The sequence below is a fragment of the Rheinheimera sp. EpRS3 genome, assembly GCF_001513785.1.
GTDB lineage: Bacteria > Pseudomonadota > Gammaproteobacteria > Enterobacterales > Alteromonadaceae > Alishewanella.
On sequence record NZ_LNQS01000010.1, the window covers coordinates 1 to 19,238 of the forward strand.

Consider the following 19,238-nt stretch of genomic DNA (forward strand, 5'->3'; position numbering starts at 1 on the left):
TGACAATTTCTATAACGGCTTATGAGGTAATTACCGTGGTAAATAAATCGTCTGGCGGCGCGGTACATGGCTGGCCATTATTGTTACTGGCCTGTATGGCACTTATCCGTCAGCGCAAAGCCCTGCTAAAACCTGTGTTGCTGTTAGCAGCCCTACTGAGTTTTAACACTCAGGCAAACTGGTCGCTTGATGCTATGTTTGGTAAAAGCACTACCAAGCAATCAACATCAGAGATCCTTGCCCAGCTACCTGACAACGCCGAGCTGCTGCAATATGATGACAGCGGTAAAAGCTGGGCGCTGGGCCTGAGTTATTACTTTACCCCTCGATTGGCAGTACAAGCGCATTATGTTGACTTAGGCGATGCCAGTGTCAGTATGCGTGGCGAAACGCTCACCCCGGAGGCGTTTCATCAGGCAGTGTCTGACATTGGCCCTATGCTGGCAAAAGGTGTACGCAGCGGCTTGTCCTACCACGTGTGGCAACATGCCGGTTGGTCGGCTACTGTGCAGGCCGGCGTATTTGCCTGGAACAGCGAAACCAACAGCACTGCAGGTGACAACCTGATCCGCTATAAAACCAGCGACACCGACATCTACTGGGCGCTAGGCGCCAGTTATGCACTGGACGAGCACATCGCCTTACAGGCGGTGTTTAACCGCTATCATCTGGAAGGTAATAAAGCCGACAATATTATGCTCGGTGTCAGTTACTCGTTTTAACCCGCAGTAAGGTGCCTCAGGGCGCCTTTACTTTAGCTGCAGCGCTTTTACTGGATAGCAAAATGGTTAATACTGGCTTCAGCAGGCGTCCGCCATGCTGTTAGCCGGAGGCCGCCATGAAACTACTGACCAAGCTTAGCCCTGCCCAACGTTTATTCGCGCTGTTGCTGTTTTTGCTGGCGCTGTGTGCCGGTATTTATAGCGGTATGCTGCAACAACGGCTGGTAAACCCGGTGCTGTCACCGCTGGATGACAGAGCCACCGCCGCGTTACAACGCAGCTTAGTGCTTAGCAGCGCCTCTTTTGCCACTGCCCGTTTAATTGACCGCGGCATCGCTTTTGTATCTGAAGCCCAGGTAGGCGTTGGCGTTGCCAGTATAAAACCCGGCCAGTTGTTAAAACCACTGCAGGATATGGCGGTACGCTATTCCGACTTAATGGTGCTGGCCATGACATCCATTGGCCTGCAGCTGTTTTTGCTCGAATTTGGCAAGCTGGCGGCCTTGCCCCTGTTTGGTACGGGCATTCTGCTGTCGGCCGTAATCTTGTTGCTGGGCCCGGCGAGCTGGCGCAACACCGCCACCTACCTGTTACGTATTTTTATTGCCCTGCTGCTGGTTATTCGCATTGGTGTGCCACTGGCCGCTTTTGGCGTGGCCGAGTTGTCAGACTGGGTGCTAGAGCCGCAGCGTATAGCGGCAGAAGCCGCCCTTAGCGGTGAAACAGCGGCCTTGCAACGGGTTGATCAGCCGCTGCAAAGCGGTGACGAAGGTTCATTAAGCTGGTTGCGGCAAATGGCGGCGCAGGCCAACGATATGTTTGCCGCGGTTAAAAGTTTTTCCGACAATATGGTAGAGAAACTGATCCAGTTGATAGTGGTGTACAGCCTGCAAACTCTGGTGTTTCCGCTGTTGTCACTGTGGCTGCTGTGGCACCTTGGCCGTTGGTTTGTGCGCCGGCCTCTGGCGGAACTACCCGCCCCGGCGCACACTATACCAGCAACTTAAACGCGGAACCGCTGTACCAGGGCACTGAGCCGTTGTTCAATAGTGCCCAGCTCATCGGTCGATTTTGCCAGTTCAGACGCATTATTTGCTGCCTGATCGGCCAGTTGGGCAATTTCATGAATACTGCGGCTGATATCAGCTGCCACTGCCGTTTGTTGTTCCGCCGCGGTGGCAATCTGAATATTCATCTGGGTAATGGTGCTAACCGATTTGGTAATAGTTTGCAGTGACTCACTGGCTTTATCGGCCTGCGCTACCGTTTGTACCGACTGCTCCTTACCGCGCTGCATTACCTGCACTGCATCACGGGTGCCTTGCTGGAACAAATCAATCATCTGCTGAATTTCATTGGTGCTTTGCTGCGTGCGGGTCGCCAGCGTACGCACCTCATCGGCTACTACAGCAAAACCCCGGCCCTGCTCACCGGCACGGGCAGCTTCTATTGCGGCGTTTAACGCCAGCAGGTTGGTTTGTTCGGCAATACCACGAATAACATTCACCACTGAGCCAATTTTATCGGCATTGGCACCGAGCTTTTCAATCGCATCACCGGCACGGTTTACGTCCTCAGCCAGCTTATTAATCGAGCTGATGGTAAGCGCTACACTTTGCTGGCCGCCAACGGCTTCTTTGTCTGCTTCCTGCGCGGCACTGGCAGCTAAACCGGCACTGCCGGCGACTTCCTGCACAGCGGTAGACATCTGATACACCGCCGCCGCCACCTGGGTGGTTTCGGCCTTTTGTCTGCCTGCATCCTGATCGGTTAAGCGCACAATTTGCTGCATGGTAGACGCAGAATGGCTTAGCGCCAGCACGGCTTGTTTTACTTCATTTACCAATTGCTGAATTTTCTGCGCAAACTCATTAAAGCCGCGCGCTACTTCACCTACTTCATCGGAGGTTTCTACCTGCAAGCGCTGGGTTAAATCGCCCTCGCCCTGGCCGATATTAATCAGCGCCGCTGAGGCTTTTTGCAGTGGCGACACCACCAGGTTTGCCACAAATAACGCCAGCAGTACCACCAACACCAGCATGACTATGGCGCCGCCGATAATCAGCAGTAGGGTATTACGAATCCGCTCACTGATTTGCGTTTGTTGTTCTGCCACGCGGCGGTCAATATCGTCGATATAAAAACCCGAGCCCAAAATCCAGCGGTTATTGTACATCGGTGCGGCATAACCCAGTTTCGGCGTTAAGCCGCCACGGGTTTTTTCATCCCACATATAGGTAACAAAGCCACCGCCTTTTTTACCAGCCTCAATTAAGTCGCGGATCAGCAGCACGCCATTGGGATCTTTTAACTCAATCAGGTTACGCCCTTCCAGTGCGGCATTAGAGCCATGCACTATATTTACACCGGCCAGATCATAAACAAACATATAGCCGTCATCGCTGAACTTCATGGCGCGGATCACTGCCTTGGCGGCATCTAACTGCTCTGCCGACGGCTCACCGCCGCTAAAGTACGGTGCCACTGCAGTTATTGCTATAGCGACATGATGCTCCAGTGCATTTTGCTTTTCGTGCATCATATCAGCGCGAAACTGCACAACTTCTGCTTCCCCCATTGCACGCATCTGGCTGTATATCAACAGCATCAGCGCTAATACCACTGTTACTATTGGCAATACCGCCAGCAGTAGCATTTTATTTTTCAGCTTAAAGTTGAACATAGACAAACTCCGCGTTATGCCATAACAAGTTGATTCTGTTACAGCATAGTGTAAACAAGGTGGAAAGAAAGCGGGATGCGACCTTAGTTGATAAGCCTTTTGGCAACGCCTGCATACGTATGCACCATAAAAAGGCAAGCCAGCTGTAATACACTCGGCTACTTTACAGCACAAATAGAAAAATACAGGGTAGACAGATGAACAAAACAGCCACTATTCTGATGCTAAGCCTTGCTGGCAGCATGCTGCTGGCCTGCGGCGGCAAAGCACCAGAACAAGCCACGCCTGTTAAGGCAGAACCCACTGAGCATAACGCTACTATTGTGAATACTGCAGAACATAAAGTGGTGGTATATCAGGTATTCACCCGTTTATTTGGTAACCAGAACACTACCAACACCCCCTGGGGCACGCTGGAGCAAAACGGTGTGGGCAAATTTGCCGACTTTACACCAGAAGCCCTTAGCGCCATTAAAGCCATGGGCACCAGCCATATCTGGTATACCGGTGTACCGCACCATGCTTTGGTGCGTGATTACAGCGCTTACGGCATAAGTCATGATGACCCGGACGTAATTAAAGGCCGCGCCGGCTCGCCGTATGCAGTAAAAGACTACTACAACGTTAACCCCGATTTAGCCACCGATCCGGCCAACCGCTTAGCCGAATTTGAAGCACTGATTAAGCGCACACACCAGCATGGTATGAAAGTGCTGATTGATATCGTCCCCAACCATGTGGCACGCCAGTATCAATCGCTGTCGAACCCGGCAGGAGTATCCGACTTTGGCGCCAATGACGATACCAGTGTTGAATATGCCCGCGACAATAACTTTTACTATGTGCCGGGCCAGCCTTTTAATGTGCCGGCATTTCCTGCCAGTTATAAAGTACTGGGCGGCGATGCTCACTCTGCCGCCGACGGCAAGTTTAACGAAACGCCAGCCAAGTGGACCGGCAATGGTTCGCGTGCGGCACAACCAGATTTTGATGACTGGTACGAAACAGTAAAAATTAACTATGGTGTAAAACCAGACGGCAGCTACGACTTTGACAAACTGCCAAGCGATTACGCCGACAAAGACTGGCCGGCCCATTACGCTTTCTGGCAGGGTAAAGACGTACCTGACTCCTGGCTGAAATTTCGCGACATTACCCAATACTGGCTGGATAAAGGCGTAGATGGCTTTCGCTATGACATGGCCGAAATGGTGCCGGTAGAATTTTGGAGCTATTTAAACTCCCACGTTAAACACAAAAACCCCGACGCTTTTTTATTAGCCGAAGTGTATCAGCCGCATTTATACCGCGACTATCTTAAGCTTGGCAAAATGGATTACCTGTACGACAAGGTAGAGTTTTACGATAGCTTAAAACTGGTGATGCAAGGCAAAGGCCCCACGTCTGCATTGGTAGAAACCCAGCAACGGATGGCCGATATTGAACACCATATGCTGCACTTTTTAGAAAACCACGATGAGCAGCGTATTGCCGCACCGGAGTTTGCCGGTGATGCCAAAAAAGGCATGCCAGCCATGGTGGTATCAGCAACTATCAGTACATCGCCCACTATGCTGTACTTTGGTCAGGACGTTGGCGAACCGGGTGCTGAAGATGCCGGTTTTGGTAAAGCCAGCCGCACCACTATTTTTGATTACTGGGGCGTACCACACCACCAGCGCTGGATGAATGGTGGCAAGTTTGATGGCGGCGGTTTAAGTGCTGACGAGCTGGCACTGCATAATTTTTATAAAACCCTGCTTAGCTTTACCGCCAACGCCCCGGCGCTAATGGGTGAATATACTGAGCTGCACAGCGTCAACCTGGCTGCAGGCACGGCCTACAGCGAGCAACAATTGGCGTTTGCCCGTTATAACGATAAGCAAAAGCTGCTGATTGTCAGCCACTTTAACAGCGATAATAACGTCAGCTTTGGCTTAACGCTGCCGGCAGAACTGATTACAAAGTGGCAATTGGCGGATGGCCAATACCCGTTAACCGACAAGTTAACCGACACCCAATACACGCTGCAGGTAGCAAACGGCGTGGGTACTGTGGCGCTGCAACTGGCACCGCTGGCATCGGTTATTCTGGAGCTTTAATATGAAGCGGTTATTCTTTGTTTTATTCACACTGTGCTGCGCAATCGCAGCACAGGCGGCACAGTACCAACAACATAGCCTGCAAGGTAATACGCTAAATATTCAAACCGACAGCGGCCAGCTTAGCCTGACATTTTACCAGAGCGATGTGGTAGAAGCGTTTTATCAGAGCGAAGGCGTAAAACAGCTGCCGTCATTTTCTATTAGCCAGCAAAGCCAGCCACAGCAGTTACGCCTGACCGAAAGTGCAGCTGCCTTAACGCTGGGCTCGGCCAATTTAACGGTAAAAATTAATAAAGCCCCACTACAGCTAAGCTATTACTATCAGGGCAAATTGTTGCTGGCCGAAGAGCAAGGTTATTTTCAACAGCAACAGCGTCAACAACAGCCGCAACAACATGGCTTTCGCTTTGCGCTAAGCGATGGCGAAAAACTGCTGGGTGGCGGCCAGCGCGTATTAGGTATGGACCGGCGCGGACAAAAATTTCCGCTGTATAACAAAGCCCATTATGGCTACAGCACTGAGTCCAGCCAGATGTACTTTAGCCTGCCGGCGGTAATGTCGAGCAATAAGTATTTGTTATTGTTTGATAACTCAGCCAAAGGCGAAGCCGATTTAGGCCACACTGAGCCCGGTATTATGCAGTTTAGCGCCGAAGGTGGCCGTAGCAGCTATGTGGTTGTTGCCGGCGACTCTTACCCTGCGCTTATCAACAACTACACTGCTTTAACCGGCCGTCAGCCGCTACCGGCACGCTGGACCTTAGGCAACTATGCCTCACGTTTTGGCTATCGTAACGAAGCAGAAGCACGCGCTGTGGTGCAGAAGTTCCGCGAGCTTAAGTTGCCGCTGGATGCCTTAGTGCTGGATTTATACTGGTTTGGCCCGGATATTCAGGGCCATATGGGTAACCTCGATTGGGATAAAACCGCCTTTCCACAACCGGAAAACATGCTGGCCGATCTAAAAGCAGATGGCATTAACACTATTTTAGTCACCGAGCCCTTTGTGCTGACCAGTTCAAAACGCTGGCAGGAAGCGGTAGCGGCCGGTGCCATAGCACCGGGTTTAGATGGCAAGCCGAAAACCTTTGATTTTTACTTTGGTAATACCGGCTTAATTGATGTGTTTAATCCCAAAGCGCAAGACTGGTTCTGGCAAATTTATAAGGGGTTGGCAGAGCAAGGCGTAGCCGGTGTCTGGGGCGACTTAGGCGAGCCTGAAGTACACCCCGAAGATACCGTGCATGCTATCGGCACAGCCAACGAGGTACATAACGCTTACGGCCACCAGTGGGCCGATATGGTGTACAGCGGTATGCGGCGTGATTTCCCGGCACAGCGGCCCTTTATTATGATGCGCGCCGGCGCGCCCGGTAGCCAGCGCTTTGGTATGGTGCCCTGGACAGGAGACGTTGAGCGCAGTTGGGGCGGGTTAAAGCCGCAGGTAGAACTGGCGCTTAGCATGGGGTTGTTTGGCTTTGGTTATATCCATTCGGATTTAGGTGGCTTTGCCGGTGGCGAGCTGTTTGATAAAGAGCTGTATATCCGCTGGCTGCAATACGGCGTATTCCAGCCGGTATACCGGCCGCATGCACAAGAGCATATCGCACCGGAAATGGTATTTCATGATAGCGACACCATCGAAACGCTGCGGCCCTGGCTGAATTTGCGTTATCAGCTACTGCCATACAACTACACGTTGGCGTATCAAAATAGCCTAACCGGCATGCCGTTAATGCGGCCGCTATTTTTCTCTGCTGAACAAAACCCGGCGTTGATGGATGAGAAAAACAGCTACCTCTGGGGTGACGCCTTTTTAGTCGCGCCGGTAACCGAGCCCGGTGTCACTTTATGGCCGGTGCAGTTACCAGGCGGCGTCTGGTTTGATTATTTCAGCGGCAAACGCTACACCGGTAATAGCAAAGTTGAGGTGCCGGTAACCATTAACACCATACCGGTGCTGGTAAAAGCCGGTAGTTTTGTACCGATGACTGAAGTTGTACAAAGCACGCAAGATTACAGCAGTAACAAGCTGACACTGCATTACTATGCCGACCCAAGCGTAGAGTGCGCTAAAGGTGAAATGTATGAAGACGATGGCAAAACGCCAGACGCTATCGCCAATGGCCAGTTTGAGCTGCTGAACTTCTATTATCTGCAGCAAGATGGCGGGCAGAAATTTGAACTGCGCCGCAGCGGCGATTACACAGGCAAGCCAGACAGCCGCGAGCTTACACTGGTAATACATAACCAAACCGCGACACCCAAACACATCAGCGTTGATGGCCGCTATATTCAACTGGTACCGCAGCAAGCGCGCTTTAACCGTATGCAAAATGTGGCCTGGTACGATAAAGCTACTAAGCAGCTAAAGGTGAAAATTAATTGGCAGGCTGATAAACAGCAGATCCTGATTCGCTAGTTCATCGTTATCATCACAGCGAGAACCGGCTTACCCTAAACCAACCATTGCAGGCCAGGATGGCCGAATCGAGCCTACAGGGACGTATTTACGGCGTGTTGGTGTGGGTGAACCGGTTCGATGCCAATACGCAGATCTAATCTCTCTGGTAACAGCGCGCTTTTGCATTACAATGAATAAGTTACCCCCTAATGGATGCCGCCTGTGTACACAGCTGATTTTAATCATAAACGCAAATTTGTCGTTAAATTGGGCAAGATGCTGCACAAGTACGGTACACCTGCCTACCGGCTGGAAGCACATTTATCCGAGCTAACAACCCACCTGGGGTTAAAAGGCTCATTTATTATCTCCCCCACCTCGATGACCTTTGTGCTGTGGACCGACGGCCATGAGCAGGAGTACACCCATGCCTCACGGGTTAACCCCGGCGATCTGGATTTAGGTGCACTGTCGCGTACTGACGAACTAGTCGATCAGGTGTTGCAGGGCAACGTCAGCATTAACGAAGCCGATGCACTGCTGGATGCTATTGATGTGCGCCCCAGCTCTTACGGTAAGCTGGCCACAGCGGTAGCGATGATGGCATCCGGCGGGGCTTTTGCTATGTTAATGGCCACCAGTTGGAATGATGTACTGTGGTCGTCATTGTTATCACTGTTGGTTTACCTGTTTATGCTGTGGGCCGCCCGCTCGCCGCGCATTGCCAATATGCTCGAGCCTTTAGTGGCACTGGCCGCCGGTATTGGCGCCTGCGCCATCAGCAGTTATATCGACCCCGGCATTAATATTCGTTTAACCGTGCTATCAGCCATTATTTCGTTTATTCCAGGGTTAGCTCTGACCATCGGCTTTGCTGAACTGGCCGCGCGGCATCTGGTATCGGGCAATGCCCGCATTATGGATGCGCTGATGCTGCTGTTTAAGCTGTATTTTGGCGCCTTACTGGGTATAGCTATAGGTTTTGCCCTGTTCGGTGTGGTCGATTTTGTTAAGCCGCCGCCAATCTCGCGCCACTTTGCCTGGCTGGCTGTAGGCATACTGGTAAGCTCGCTGATCGTGCTGTTTAAAAGCCGTGGCAAATATACGCTGTGGTCTTTAGCCGCCGGCTTTATCGCTTATGGTGTCAGCATTACCGGTGCCAGCATGTTCGATTACACCATAGGCGCATTCTTAGGTGCCTTTGCCGTTGGCCTATACAGCAACCTGTTTACCCGGTTGGCCAATGCACCGGCCGTTATCGTCGCTATGCACGGCTTAATCGTGCTGGTGCCGGGTAGTAAAACCTATATCGGTTTAAACTCGCTGATTTCAGGTCAGGACTTTGTTGTGTCTGACCGCGTGGGCCAGCAAACCTTTCTGATTTTAATGGCGCTGGTAGCCGGGCTTATTTTTGCCAACGTAGCACTGCCGCCGAAAAAAAGTTTGTAATAGTATTCAGCCGTTGTCGATTTCATCGTTGCCGTAACGACCAGTTATACCTTTGATGGTAAAACAGGAGCAACAACATGAATCACAGCCAACAAGTACAACAAATTACCGATCTGCTTACCAGTTGGGCTAACGCATTGCGCCGCAAAGACGTTAGCAAAATTATGACACTGTACCATGACGACATTATTGCTTTTGATGCGATAGCGCAGTTGCAATTTAAAGGCAAAGCCGACTACCGCGAGCATTGGCAACGCTGCATGGAGTTTTGCAGCGGCGAATCGATGTTTGAAGTGCATCAGCTAAAAGTGCAGGCTAACGAGCAACTGGCGTTTAGCCACAGCCTGAACCACTGTGGCGGCACCAATGACAAAGGTGAGATGCAAAGCTGCTGGATGCGCGCCACACAGTGTTGGCAACGTGGCAGCGATGGCTGGAAAATAGTGCACGAGCACTACTCGATGCCATTTGATATGGAAAGCGGTACTATTCTGTCAAACTTAGCGCCTTAAGGAGCACAACGATGAAATATCTGTGTCTGGTATATAGCGACGAAAACACCTTGCATAGCCTGCCCGACAGCCCGCATGACAGCGAATGCTTGGCCTACGCTGAAAAAATACACGGCAGCGGCCGTATGCTGGCCGCCGAAGCCCTGCAACCGGTCAGCACTGCCACTACCATCCGGGTGCGTAGCGGCAAAGTCAGCATTACCGACGGCCCTTTTGCCGAAACTAAAGAGCAACTGGCCGGCTTTTACCTGGTAGAAGCGCATGATTTAAACGAAGCGATCCAAATTGCCAGCGGCATACCGGCAGCCCGGGTAGGCTCGGTAGAAGTACGGCCAGTGCGCCAGCTTGAGGTATAACCCTTAGGTGGCAGCTGTAACAATGCAGCAGCAGATCAGCGCACTGTATCAGCAGCAGTCGCGTAAAGTGCTGGCTACGTTGATCCGCCTGCTGGGCGATTTTGACTTAGCCGAAGAAGCCCTGCACGAAGCCTTTCATGCTGCGCTGCAACAATGGCCAAAGGACGGCATACCAGCCAACCCCAGTGCCTGGCTGATATCGGCCGGGCGCTTTAAAGCCATAGATCAGCTGCGTAAAACCGCACGCCTCACCCAACTGCCAGATGAAATACTGCAACAGCTAACAGCAGAAGACGCGCCAGATCAGCAACCGATAGCCGATGACCAGTTGCGACTGATTTTTACCTGCTGCCACCCCAGCTTAGCCGCCGATGCGCAACTGGCCCTAACACTACGCGAAGTATGCGGCTTAACCACCGAGCAAATTGCCAGCGCCTTTTTAACCAGCCCGGCCACGGTGGCGCAGCGTATAGTGCGCGCCAAGGGCAAAATACGCGATGCGCGCATTCCGTACGAAGTGCCACCGCCAGCAGAATTACCGCAGCGGCTTGATGCCGTACTGCAGGTAATTTATCTGCTGTTTAACGAGGGCTATTCGGCCTCCAGCGGCGTGCAATTGCTGGATATCAGCTTAAGTGATGAAGCCATCCGCCTGGGCCGCTTAATGCTGCAACTGCTACCCGATGCTGAAACCGCAGGTTTGCTGGCACTGATGCTACTGCAACATGCCAGACGCGCGGCGCGCATCAGCGCCAGCGGCGAGCTGGTATTACTACCCCAGCAAAACCGCAGCTTATGGCAACACCATGAAATAACGGAAGGCAGCGAGCTGGTGCAATGGGCGCTGCGCACCCGCCGTATTGGCCCTTACACCTTGCAAGCCGCCATTGCCGCCATCCATAGCGAAGCGGCGACGCCAGCAGACACAGACTGGCATGAAATTACCGGCTTATATAATTTACTGTTGCAGGCCGATCCGTCGCCGGTTGTCGCCTTGAACCGTGCCGTAGCCATTGCCATGCGTGACGGCCCGGCCGCCGGCCTGGCATTGATCAGCGAACTGGAATTACAGGGCGAGCTAAACCAATATCATCTGCTATACGCCGCCAAAGCTGATTTGCTGCGCCAGCTTGGCCTAAAAATGGAGGCGCTTAACGCCTACCAGCAAGCGCTCAGCCATTGTAAGCAGGCCCCGGAGCAGCGCTTTTTGCAGCAACAAATAGCGGCATTACAAAGCTGATAGCAGCCGGCACTGGTCCGGGTTGTGGCTGAATACGTATGCAAAACCGCCGCTAACCTTGCGTCATAATGGTGCACTGCTTCACGATAGGCAACCCAAGTGTCAGCGGACCTTTTTGCTATGTACCACAAAACCCTTATTGCCTTAACCACCCTGCTAAGCAGCCATGTAATGGCAGATAGCTTTGTTATTGAACGGCTGGAACCAGCCAACTGGTGGGCGGGTATGCAGCACCCCGAACTGCAGCTGATGTTATATGGTAAAGACATCGCCCGGCTGCAGCCACAGGTACAGTATGACGGCGTAACACTTAACGGTGTTACCCGCACCAATAACCCCAATTACCTGTTTGTTAACCTGACATTGGTCGACAACGTAAAACCCGGCGATATTGCCCTGCATTTTCGCCATAATGGCGAGACGGTACTAAGCCATAACTACCCGTTATTACAGCGCAGCGCCAACTCTGCCAAACGCCAGGGCTTTAACCCGGCCGATGTTATTTACCTGCTGGCACCAGACCGCTTTGCCAACGGCAACCCGGGCAATGACAATATGCCCGGCATGCTGGAACAAGCTAACCGCCAGGATGACAATGGCCGCCACGGCGGTGATATTGCCGGTATGCAAAATGCCCTGCCCTATATTGCAAGCATGGGCTACACCGCCATCTGGCCCATGCCGCTGACAGAAAACAACCAAAGTGCTTATTCTTACCACGGCTATGCCGCCACCGATTTATACAATATTGATGCGCGCTATGGCACTAATCAGCAATACCGCGATTTTGTCGCGGCTGCCAATGCCAAAGGCATTAAAGTCATTCAGGATATTATTCTGAACCATATTGGCCATCAGCACTGGTGGCTAAGCGATTTACCCGATGACAACTGGCTGAATAAGCAAGATATTCTGCAAGGTGCGCCCTTTGTTGGCACCAACCACAGCCGCAGCACCATACAAGACCCTTACGCCAGCAAAGCCGACACCGAACTGTTTACCGACGGCTGGTTTGTCGACACCATGCCCGACCTCAACCAGCGCCACCCGCTACTGGCCACTTACCTTATTCAAAACAGTATCTGGTGGGTGGAATACGCTAATTTGGCCGGTATCCGCGAAGACACCTACAGCTATGCCGACAAGCAATTTTTAAGCGAATGGGCCCGGCGCATTATGCTGGAATACCCCGATTTTAATATCGTTGGCGAAGAATGGAGCCCCAACCCGTTGATTGTGTCGTACTGGCAGCGCGGTAAACAAAATAAAGACGGTTATGTATCGCACACCCCGGCAATGCTGGATTTTCCGCTGTACGATGCCCTGTTAAAAGCACTAACCACAGCTGAAGACTGGAACAGCGGCTGGATTGGCCTGTATGAAATGCTTAGCAACGACCATGTGTATGCTGACCCGTTTAATCTGGTCACCTTTGAAGGCAACCACGACGCCGCCCGGCTGTTTTCGGTGCTGGACGAAGATTTTAACTTATACCGCATGGCAGTAAGTTACCTGCTCACCATGCGCGGTATACCACAAATGTTTTACGGCACTGAAATCGCCATGACCAGCCCCAAAGTACGCGACGACGGCAAAGTACGCGCCGACTTCCCCGGCGGCTGGGCTGGCGACAAAGTTAATGCCTTTACCGGAAAAGGCTTAAACGCCACGCAAAAAAGTGCCCAGCAGTTAGTAAAAACCCTGCTTAACTGGCGCAAAACCGCCACGGCTATTCACAGCGGCAAGCTAATGCATTTTGCCCCCGATAATGGCACCTACACTTTTTTCCGCTATAACGAAGCGCAAACAGTAATGGTGGTAATGAATAAACAAGCCAAAGCAATAACGCTGGATTTAGCCCGTTTTAATGAAGTACTGCCACAAGGTAAAACCGCAACAGAGGTTATAACCGGCAAAAGCTTAAAGCTGGATAAACAACTCACCGTACCAGCGCGAGGTACTTTGGTACTCGATATTCGTTAACCTTAAACACCCCACAGCGGCGAAAGCCGCTGTGGTTTCTCAAAGCCCTGTCATTTTTTTAACGCACGTAAGTACTGTATAACCCACTGTAAAACAGCGCTATTTTTGTTAATAAGTTAATCGCAAGCTTAAACCCCGCTTTCACGCAGGCACTTTTTCAGCACAGTGCAAGATGTTGTTGATTAAGTGACAAATGTTGGCTAGTTTAGCAGAATGTAAAAACATGATAGAAGGGTGAATCTCGCGGTGAAAGCAGGGGTTTTGCCTTCTAATAATATTGTTATGGCAATAAATGGTGATCGGTGTGTTTGATAAAAACGGAATCTATTTTGAGCACCCAGAAAGCTGGCAGTTAACTGAAGAGCTTTGGGATGATGATATTTCCGCATTAACATTCGAGGATGAAAATGGGATATATATGATTGACATCTACCATGCTGGCAAAGGGCCAGAACTATTGGATTATGCAAATAAACACTTTTCCTGTTTTAAAAAAGAGCTTCCGTTCTTATCTAAAGTCATTGGCGATCCTGTCATCACAAATATTTCTGTTGATGGGGTTTCTGGTTTGGTGTTGGAGTTTATGGTTAAGTCATTTTTTCTATCAAAGACTACCTATCTAAACTCTATATTTAGAGTTTCAGGCCAGAAAAGTATTAGCTTTATTTCTGCGCAATACCCAAAATCAGAAGGCAACGAGTTGTCGGTAGGGCTAGGTCAAGTATTGGCAAGTTACCATGCAAACGAGTGAAGACCATAACAAAGCCAGTCAGCATCGCTCACTACGTTCGCTGGACCTCGTTTCACTCGGCCGCTGCTGGCGGCGTTAGGGCTAAGGAGTCAAACATGAGTGTAGAAAGTCAAATTCTGCTTGATGCCGGGCTAAGTGATGGTACCGCGAAATACCACATTTCAGACAACGGGCGAGATTTTGTTCTTGAAGTAGCGCAGAATGAAAAGCTTATCGAAGCTCTGGACGCTATAAATTTAAAGGGATTAGCGACAACAATTCCATTGCATCAACGAGCTGTTGATAGCACAGGGACACCAGAGCTAAAAATCCAAGATTTTAAAATATACCCAGCGCCAAGAAACAAAACTGTACGCAATGGTATCCACAGCTATGTTTTTATTTATGCGCCAAAGCAGTAAGGCCCTAACAAGCGCCATCAAAAACGCGCCCTATGGGCGCTCGACTCGCAACAAGTTGCTCGCGTTTGTGGCGGGCGTTATGTGTTCTATTAAAGCTCGTTTCAATTTTATCATCAACGTTAGGAAAATAGGATGCCAAGCGAGATAGAAGCCCTCGGGAGATTATATTTATGGCAAGTTGCTCTCAGAAGAATTTGAAAAAGGGGTCGTAGCTAATTAACGACATACAAGAAATGAAAAAGGGGTCGTAGCTAATTAACGACATACAGGCGAAGACCCGCTATCGGTAAAATACAGCGGCAATAGATTTACCGCACAAAGTTTAGCTGTATCACCCGAATTACCGCTATCTTTGCTGAACTTATACAACGCTGATCAAGCTCAGCCACTGCTGCACATCAGCTTCGTTAAAATTGCCAATTAAGCGGTAAATGTTGTTGCTGTCACCAACGATAATAAAAACTGTATTGTCAGCAGCGCCTTCGTTTACCCGCACATAAGCTGCCAAATCATCATTGGTAAACTGCATAAGCCGGGTTTTAGCTTCAATACCAAATACCTCTAGCAGTGCCTGCTGTTGAAGCGTTCGGTTTGGGTTGTCACGCCAGGAAAACAAAGCATCTAATACCTGGCGGGCATTTGTTACTTCTAAGCGGGCGGGTAAACTAGACAAGGCCTTATCGGCAGATTCATAGCTAAGCGCATCAAAGCGGGTTTCGCCTTGCTCAAACACTATGGTTGGGGTTGAGCCTGCCAGCACTTCAACCTTGCTGTAAGTTTCGGCGCTCGTACAAATACGCAGATCGACAAAAGTGATGCTGACAGCATTAGTGTTGCAATTAAATGCAGGCCACGCTGCAACTGTCGGCTGCGCTTGTGAACTGCAAGCCGTCAGGGCAAACAGAGAAAGTAATAGAAGTTGTTTAATCCACCTTAGATTACTCAACCTCGACAAACTCATCCGGTTTAAAATTATCTTTGCTACTTGCATGCTGAGCTTTAAAAGCAGCATCTGCTTTTTGATGGGGAAAAAGGGAAAAAGGGGTCGTAGCTAATTAGGGAAAAAGGGGTCGTAGCTAATTAACGACATACAGGCAAAAATCCGGTACCGGAAAAATACAGCGGCAATAGATTTACCGCACAAAGTTTAGCTGTATCACCCGAATTACCGCTATCTTTGTTGAACTTACACAGCGGTGATCAAGCTAAGCCAGCGCTGTACATCAGCTTCGTTAAAATTGCCAATTAAGCGGTAAATGTTGTTGCTGTCACCAACGATAATAAAAACTGTATTGTCAGCTGCGCCTTCGTTTAACCGCATATAAGCTGTCATATTGCCATTATTAAACTGCATAAGCCGGGTTTCAGCTTCAATACCAAATACCTGTAATAATGCCTGCTGTTTAGGCGACAGATTTGAGCTACCACGCCAGGAAAACAAAGCATCTAATGCCTGGCGGGCATTTGCTACTTCTAAGCGGGCGGGTAAACCAGACAAGGCTTTATCGGCAGATTCATAACTAAGCGCATCAAAGCGGCTTTCGCCTTGTTCAAACACGATGGTTGGGGTTGCGCCTGCCAGCACTTCAACCTTGCTATAAGTTTTGGCGCTCGTACAAATACGCAGATCGACAAAAGTGATGGTGACAGCATGACTGTTGCAATTAAATGCAGGCCACGCTGTAACTGTTGGCTGCGCTTGTAAACTGCAAGCAGACAGGGCAAACAGCGAAAGTAATAGAAGTTGTTTAATCATATAACCGCCTCAGTTAGTAACCCAGCCCTGCAGCTGCCATATCCAATGATGTTTTGTACTGCAGTATACGTGCTCGCATGCAAGTTACCGACTGCTTCTGTTTGAGTTCCGCCATTACGCTTTGTGAAATATTTTTAACCAACCAGAGGACGCTCGCTTTGCCGCCTGTCGGCTTAGGCACCCATCGAAATGCATCGGAACAAGTTGCGATATCTGTCAGCAGATCGCCTACAACCGCTGCAACATCTTCATTCACCTCACCCCGAAACTGGGTTTTAATTCCTGCACGGCTGTATAGTATGTTAATCAGTTCCCGTACATGCTGTTTTTGCTGTGGCGTTATCATTTTCACGTCCTGATGTGACCAAGAAGAAAATAGAATTTTAACGGCACGCCTAAAAAATACAATTTATTTACATTGGCAATGTTTTTAAAAAGTATGCTATTAGCTATACAGCCCAGGCATCGGAGAGAGTGAAATGAACGATTACGCAGTTTTAATTCAGCGCCAGCTGGACGCTTACAATGATAAAGATATCGAAGCCTGGCTAAGTACCTATGCCGAAGATGCACAACAATTCACTTTACACGGTGCATGTCTGGCTTCAGGCCATGAAGAAATGCGTAAACGTATGCTGGTTCGGTTTGCCGAGCCTGACCTGCATGCCCGCCTTTTAAGCCGCGCTGTTATGGAAAATATCGTAGTAGATCACGAAGTAATTACCCGTAATTTCCCGGAAGGCAAAGGCGAAATTGAAATGTTATGCGTTTACGAAGTGCAGAACGGCTTAATTAAAACCGCATCTTTCGCTGTCGGCCAGCCCAAATTATATGAGTTAAATAAAGCGTAGCAAGAGTGGGTCAGATTATCTGTTGGCCAAAGGTAAAGCGCTGGCAAAGATATTGCGCCAGTAAGCTTTGCTGTCAGCGCTGTGTTAGCCAAACATTAGCCCTGGCTTTGATGGTTGATTCTGTAAATAAAATTGGTACATTTATTGTCTGTTAAAGGAAATATCATGATTTAACAACAAGGAAAACCAATGAAATTACCAACGATTTTGGCTATCACCCTCGCTACAGCGGTTTTTCAGGCTGATGCTAACAACTATGCAGACGTACAGCTAAGCCTGCTACAACCGGCAGCCGCTGATGCAATCTGGAGCAGAGAAACACAAGTTACCCCCATGTACCCGATAGAGCTGGCACAACAAGGCATTGCCGGTTGTGGTGTGTTTAACGTGACAATTAATGAAAACGGTAAAACCACCGACGTTAGCCTGGTTAACTCAGTGCCCGCTAAAGTGATTGCCAGACCAGCAATTAAAGTGATTAAAAAATGGCTATGGGTTAACAACAGCAGTGTAGCTAATGCAGCAGAGCAAAAGCTAATCCGGCTGGATTTCTGCATGGGCGGCAGTACAGCAGAGGAAGCAGAAGCTCGCTGTAAAGTGCAAGCCGCAGCGCCATGTCAGACATAGAGAAAGAGTTCATAGTTCGTTAATTTCAGCTGTCAGCTGAACTATCTGTTAGGCTGGGCTATTTGGAAAGGCGGCATAGATGTCAGTAAGCAAAGCGTCAGATGAGCTATCCCCGCAGCAACGGGTCCGCTGCATCATTCAGGCTATTCGTGCCGAAGAACAATACTGGCGCGAACGCTATGCCATCCTGCGCTACCAGAACTGGCTTGGGCTGGGTATCTTATTGTTTGCCCTAACGGGGATGCTAACTGCCGCTGGTTTATATTACCTGCAATTGATCCCGGCCTGGGCCTGCATAATTGTGGCCGCACTGTGTGCATCCCTTTCGCATGAAATTGAACATGATCTGATCCATCGCCAGTATTTTCGTAATACGCCAATCATCTACCATGGCATGATGCTAGTAACCTGGTTGATGCGCCCTAACACAGTTAGCCCCTGGTACAGGCGCGATATGCATCTGTTACATCACAAAGTCTCCGGCACCGCCAATGATATGGAAGAACGCCTGGTAGGCAATGGCATTGCCTATGGCTTGAGCCGTTTTATCGTAATGTTTGATGGGTTATCGGGTCTGTTTATACGCCGCGCTATTTTGCGCCGCGAAGTAGACAACTTTTCCGTACAAAAGCTGCTGCAAGCAAGCTTTCCGCTGGCCAGCCTGTACTTTTTAACTTGGTATGTGTTTTTGCTATTCCACACCTATGATGCCCTCTTCGGCGGGATTAGCGCACAACCTTATCCGGACAGCTTAGTATGGCTGATGCAAGGCATTGATTTTGCCGTGGTAGTGCTGATCGCCCCTAACGTTCTTCGCTCGTTCTGTTTAAACTTTATCACTTCTCATATGCATTATTATGGCAACGTACATAACTTGCTGCAGCAAACCCAAATTCTGGATCGCTGGTATTTTATGCCGCTGCAGCTATTTTGTTTTAACTTTGGCAGTACCCATACTATCCATCATTTTGTGGTGAATCAGCCATTCTATTTACGCCAACTGGTGGCCAGAAAAGCCCTTAAGGTGCTGCGCGAACAGGGAGTAAGAAGCAATGATCTGTCCACTTTTATTAGCGGCAATCGCTGGAAGGAAGAGCAAACAGTCAGCGCAAATTGATTGCTTATGTTTGCCCGTTAATCCACTTTACAAGCCAAAAATCTGGATTACGCCTACGGCAATCAGATAAATAGCCACAACATAGTTTAGGATCTTCGGCCGGATCAGTATCAGAATACCGGCAATAATGGAGAGCACTGGAATAAGGTCAATATGCAAAGTCATAATCCTGTCCTTTTATGTTTGAACTTAGTGGTGGGTGAACTAAAGCATTCTGCTGCCTGACAGAGAATATAGCAATTGATAAAAAAGTGGCCTATGACAACCGCACCAGACTTTGA

At 49.7% G+C, this 19,238-nt stretch carries 19 protein-coding genes; 14 read left to right on the top strand and 5 right to left on the bottom strand.

Annotated elements, in window-relative coordinates:
- Both AR688_RS15490 and AR688_RS15495 read left to right on the top strand, forming a co-directional pair.
- Positions 1 to 722, top strand: a 722-nt coding sequence (locus tag AR688_RS15490) for an outer membrane beta-barrel protein (protein ID WP_231732111.1), incomplete at its 5' end; no start/stop codon positions are given.
- Positions 723 to 838: 116 nt separating this feature from the next.
- Positions 839 to 1,729: a hypothetical protein gene (locus tag AR688_RS15495; protein ID WP_068235990.1), complete on the top strand. Its 891-nt coding sequence runs from the start codon at positions 839 to 841 to the stop codon at positions 1,727 to 1,729.
- Here AR688_RS15495 and AR688_RS15500 read toward each other — a convergent pair.
- Positions 1,726 to 3,405 carry a methyl-accepting chemotaxis protein gene (locus AR688_RS15500; RefSeq protein ID WP_068235993.1) on the bottom strand — a complete coding sequence of 560 codons (1,680 nt, stop codon included), beginning with the start codon at positions 3,403 to 3,405 and terminating at the stop codon, positions 1,726 to 1,728. The genes AR688_RS15495 and AR688_RS15500 overlap by 4 nt on opposite strands.
- A 197-nt stretch (positions 3,406 to 3,602) precedes the next feature.
- On the opposite strand from AR688_RS15500, the gene AR688_RS15505 reads away from it, so the two are divergent.
- The 9 genes from AR688_RS15505 (at position 3,603) to AR688_RS15545 (ending at position 14,606) form a co-directional block, all read left to right on the top strand.
- On the top strand, positions 3,603 to 5,507 hold the full coding sequence (locus tag AR688_RS15505) for an alpha-amylase family protein (RefSeq protein ID WP_068235998.1): 1,905 nt from the start codon (positions 3,603 to 3,605) through the stop codon (positions 5,505 to 5,507).
- Position 5,508: 1 nt separating this feature from the next.
- Positions 5,509 to 7,932 (top strand): glycoside hydrolase family 31 protein, encoded by a 2,424-nt coding sequence (locus AR688_RS15510; protein ID WP_068236000.1) that lies wholly within the window; start codon positions 5,509 to 5,511, stop codon positions 7,930 to 7,932.
- A 195-nt stretch (positions 7,933 to 8,127) separates the two neighbouring features.
- Entirely contained in the window at positions 8,128 to 9,363 is a 1,236-nt protein-coding gene (locus AR688_RS15515; protein WP_231732112.1) for a threonine/serine ThrE exporter family protein, read from the top strand.
- Between the two features lie 77 nt (positions 9,364 to 9,440).
- A complete protein-coding gene (locus tag AR688_RS15520; protein WP_068236004.1) occupies positions 9,441 to 9,875 on the top strand; it encodes a YybH family protein in 435 nt (144 codons plus the stop codon).
- Positions 9,876 to 9,886: 11 nt separating this feature from the next.
- Positions 9,887 to 10,231: a YciI family protein gene (locus AR688_RS15525; RefSeq protein WP_068236007.1), complete on the top strand. Its 345-nt coding sequence runs from the start codon at positions 9,887 to 9,889 to the stop codon at positions 10,229 to 10,231.
- A gap of 22 nt (positions 10,232 to 10,253) precedes the next feature.
- Positions 10,254 to 11,471 carry an RNA polymerase sigma factor gene (locus AR688_RS15530; protein ID WP_068236010.1) on the top strand — a complete coding sequence of 406 codons (1,218 nt, stop codon included), beginning with the start codon at positions 10,254 to 10,256 and terminating at the stop codon, positions 11,469 to 11,471.
- Positions 11,472 to 11,591: 120 nt separating this feature from the next.
- Entirely contained in the window at positions 11,592 to 13,454 is a 1,863-nt protein-coding gene (locus AR688_RS15535; protein ID WP_082694811.1) for a glycoside hydrolase family 13 protein, read from the top strand.
- Between the two features lie 304 nt (positions 13,455 to 13,758).
- Positions 13,759 to 14,205: a hypothetical protein gene (locus AR688_RS15540; RefSeq protein ID WP_156420325.1), complete on the top strand. Its 447-nt coding sequence runs from the start codon at positions 13,759 to 13,761 to the stop codon at positions 14,203 to 14,205.
- 95 nt (positions 14,206 to 14,300) lie between these two features.
- Positions 14,301 to 14,606, top strand: a complete 306-nt coding sequence (locus AR688_RS15545) for a hypothetical protein (protein WP_068231615.1) — start codon at positions 14,301 to 14,303, stop codon at positions 14,604 to 14,606.
- A gap of 361 nt (positions 14,607 to 14,967) precedes the next feature.
- On the opposite strand, the gene AR688_RS20235 is transcribed toward AR688_RS15545, so the two are convergent.
- The 3 genes from AR688_RS20235 to AR688_RS15560 form a co-directional block, all read right to left on the bottom strand.
- Complete coding sequence (locus AR688_RS20235) at positions 14,968 to 15,366, bottom strand: hypothetical protein (protein ID WP_156420326.1); 399 nt, start codon at positions 15,364 to 15,366, stop codon at positions 14,968 to 14,970.
- A gap of 426 nt (positions 15,367 to 15,792) precedes the next feature.
- Positions 15,793 to 16,191: a hypothetical protein gene (locus AR688_RS15555; RefSeq protein WP_156420327.1), complete on the bottom strand. Its 399-nt coding sequence runs from the start codon at positions 16,189 to 16,191 to the stop codon at positions 15,793 to 15,795.
- Between the two features lie 184 nt (positions 16,192 to 16,375).
- Positions 16,376 to 16,708 (bottom strand): hypothetical protein, encoded by a 333-nt coding sequence (locus AR688_RS15560; RefSeq protein ID WP_068236025.1) that lies wholly within the window; start codon positions 16,706 to 16,708, stop codon positions 16,376 to 16,378.
- Between the two features lie 133 nt (positions 16,709 to 16,841).
- Between AR688_RS15560 and AR688_RS15565 the strand changes: the two genes are divergently transcribed.
- The 3 genes from AR688_RS15565 (at position 16,842) to AR688_RS15575 (ending at position 18,957) form a co-directional block, all read left to right on the top strand.
- On the top strand, positions 16,842 to 17,213 hold the full coding sequence (locus AR688_RS15565; RefSeq protein ID WP_068236028.1) for a nuclear transport factor 2 family protein: 372 nt from the start codon (positions 16,842 to 16,844) through the stop codon (positions 17,211 to 17,213).
- A 189-nt stretch (positions 17,214 to 17,402) separates the two neighbouring features.
- On the top strand, positions 17,403 to 17,840 hold the full coding sequence (locus AR688_RS15570) for a TonB family protein (RefSeq protein WP_068236031.1): 438 nt from the start codon (positions 17,403 to 17,405) through the stop codon (positions 17,838 to 17,840).
- A gap of 79 nt (positions 17,841 to 17,919) precedes the next feature.
- Complete coding sequence (locus AR688_RS15575) at positions 17,920 to 18,957, top strand: fatty acid desaturase (RefSeq protein WP_068236035.1); 1,038 nt, start codon at positions 17,920 to 17,922, stop codon at positions 18,955 to 18,957.
- 27 nt (positions 18,958 to 18,984) lie between these two features.
- Here the strand turns inward: AR688_RS15575 and AR688_RS20025 are convergent, their stop codons facing one another.
- Entirely contained in the window at positions 18,985 to 19,122 is a 138-nt protein-coding gene (locus tag AR688_RS20025) for a DUF3096 domain-containing protein (protein ID WP_082694812.1), read from the bottom strand.
- Between the last annotated feature and the right edge of the window lie 116 nt (positions 19,123 to 19,238).

Coding starts and splice junctions, on each gene's coding strand:
- AR688_RS15495 (WP_068235990.1), top strand. CDS start 839: ATGAAACTACTGACCAAGCTTAGCCCTGCCCAACGTTTATTCGCGCTG.
- AR688_RS15575 (WP_068236035.1), top strand. CDS start 17,920: ATGTCAGTAAGCAAAGCGTCAGATGAGCTATCCCCGCAGCAACGGGTC.
- AR688_RS15530 (WP_068236010.1), top strand. CDS start 10,254: ATGCAGCAGCAGATCAGCGCACTGTATCAGCAGCAGTCGCGTAAAGTG.
- AR688_RS15500 (WP_068235993.1), bottom strand. CDS start 3,405: ATGTTCAACTTTAAGCTGAAAAATAAAATGCTACTGCTGGCGGTATTG.
- AR688_RS15545 (WP_068231615.1), top strand. CDS start 14,301: ATGAGTGTAGAAAGTCAAATTCTGCTTGATGCCGGGCTAAGTGATGGT.
- AR688_RS15560 (WP_068236025.1), bottom strand. CDS start 16,708: ATGATAACGCCACAGCAAAAACAGCATGTACGGGAACTGATTAACATA.
- AR688_RS15525 (WP_068236007.1), top strand. CDS start 9,887: ATGAAATATCTGTGTCTGGTATATAGCGACGAAAACACCTTGCATAGC.
- AR688_RS15535 (WP_082694811.1), top strand. CDS start 11,592: ATGTACCACAAAACCCTTATTGCCTTAACCACCCTGCTAAGCAGCCAT.
- AR688_RS15565 (WP_068236028.1), top strand. CDS start 16,842: ATGAACGATTACGCAGTTTTAATTCAGCGCCAGCTGGACGCTTACAAT.
- AR688_RS15515 (WP_231732112.1), top strand. CDS start 8,128: ATGCCGCCTGTGTACACAGCTGATTTTAATCATAAACGCAAATTTGTC.
- AR688_RS15570 (WP_068236031.1), top strand. CDS start 17,403: ATGAAATTACCAACGATTTTGGCTATCACCCTCGCTACAGCGGTTTTT.
- AR688_RS15505 (WP_068235998.1), top strand. CDS start 3,603: ATGAACAAAACAGCCACTATTCTGATGCTAAGCCTTGCTGGCAGCATG.
- AR688_RS20025 (WP_082694812.1), bottom strand. CDS start 19,122: ATGACTTTGCATATTGACCTTATTCCAGTGCTCTCCATTATTGCCGGT.
- AR688_RS15520 (WP_068236004.1), top strand. CDS start 9,441: ATGAATCACAGCCAACAAGTACAACAAATTACCGATCTGCTTACCAGT.
- AR688_RS15510 (WP_068236000.1), top strand. CDS start 5,509: ATGAAGCGGTTATTCTTTGTTTTATTCACACTGTGCTGCGCAATCGCA.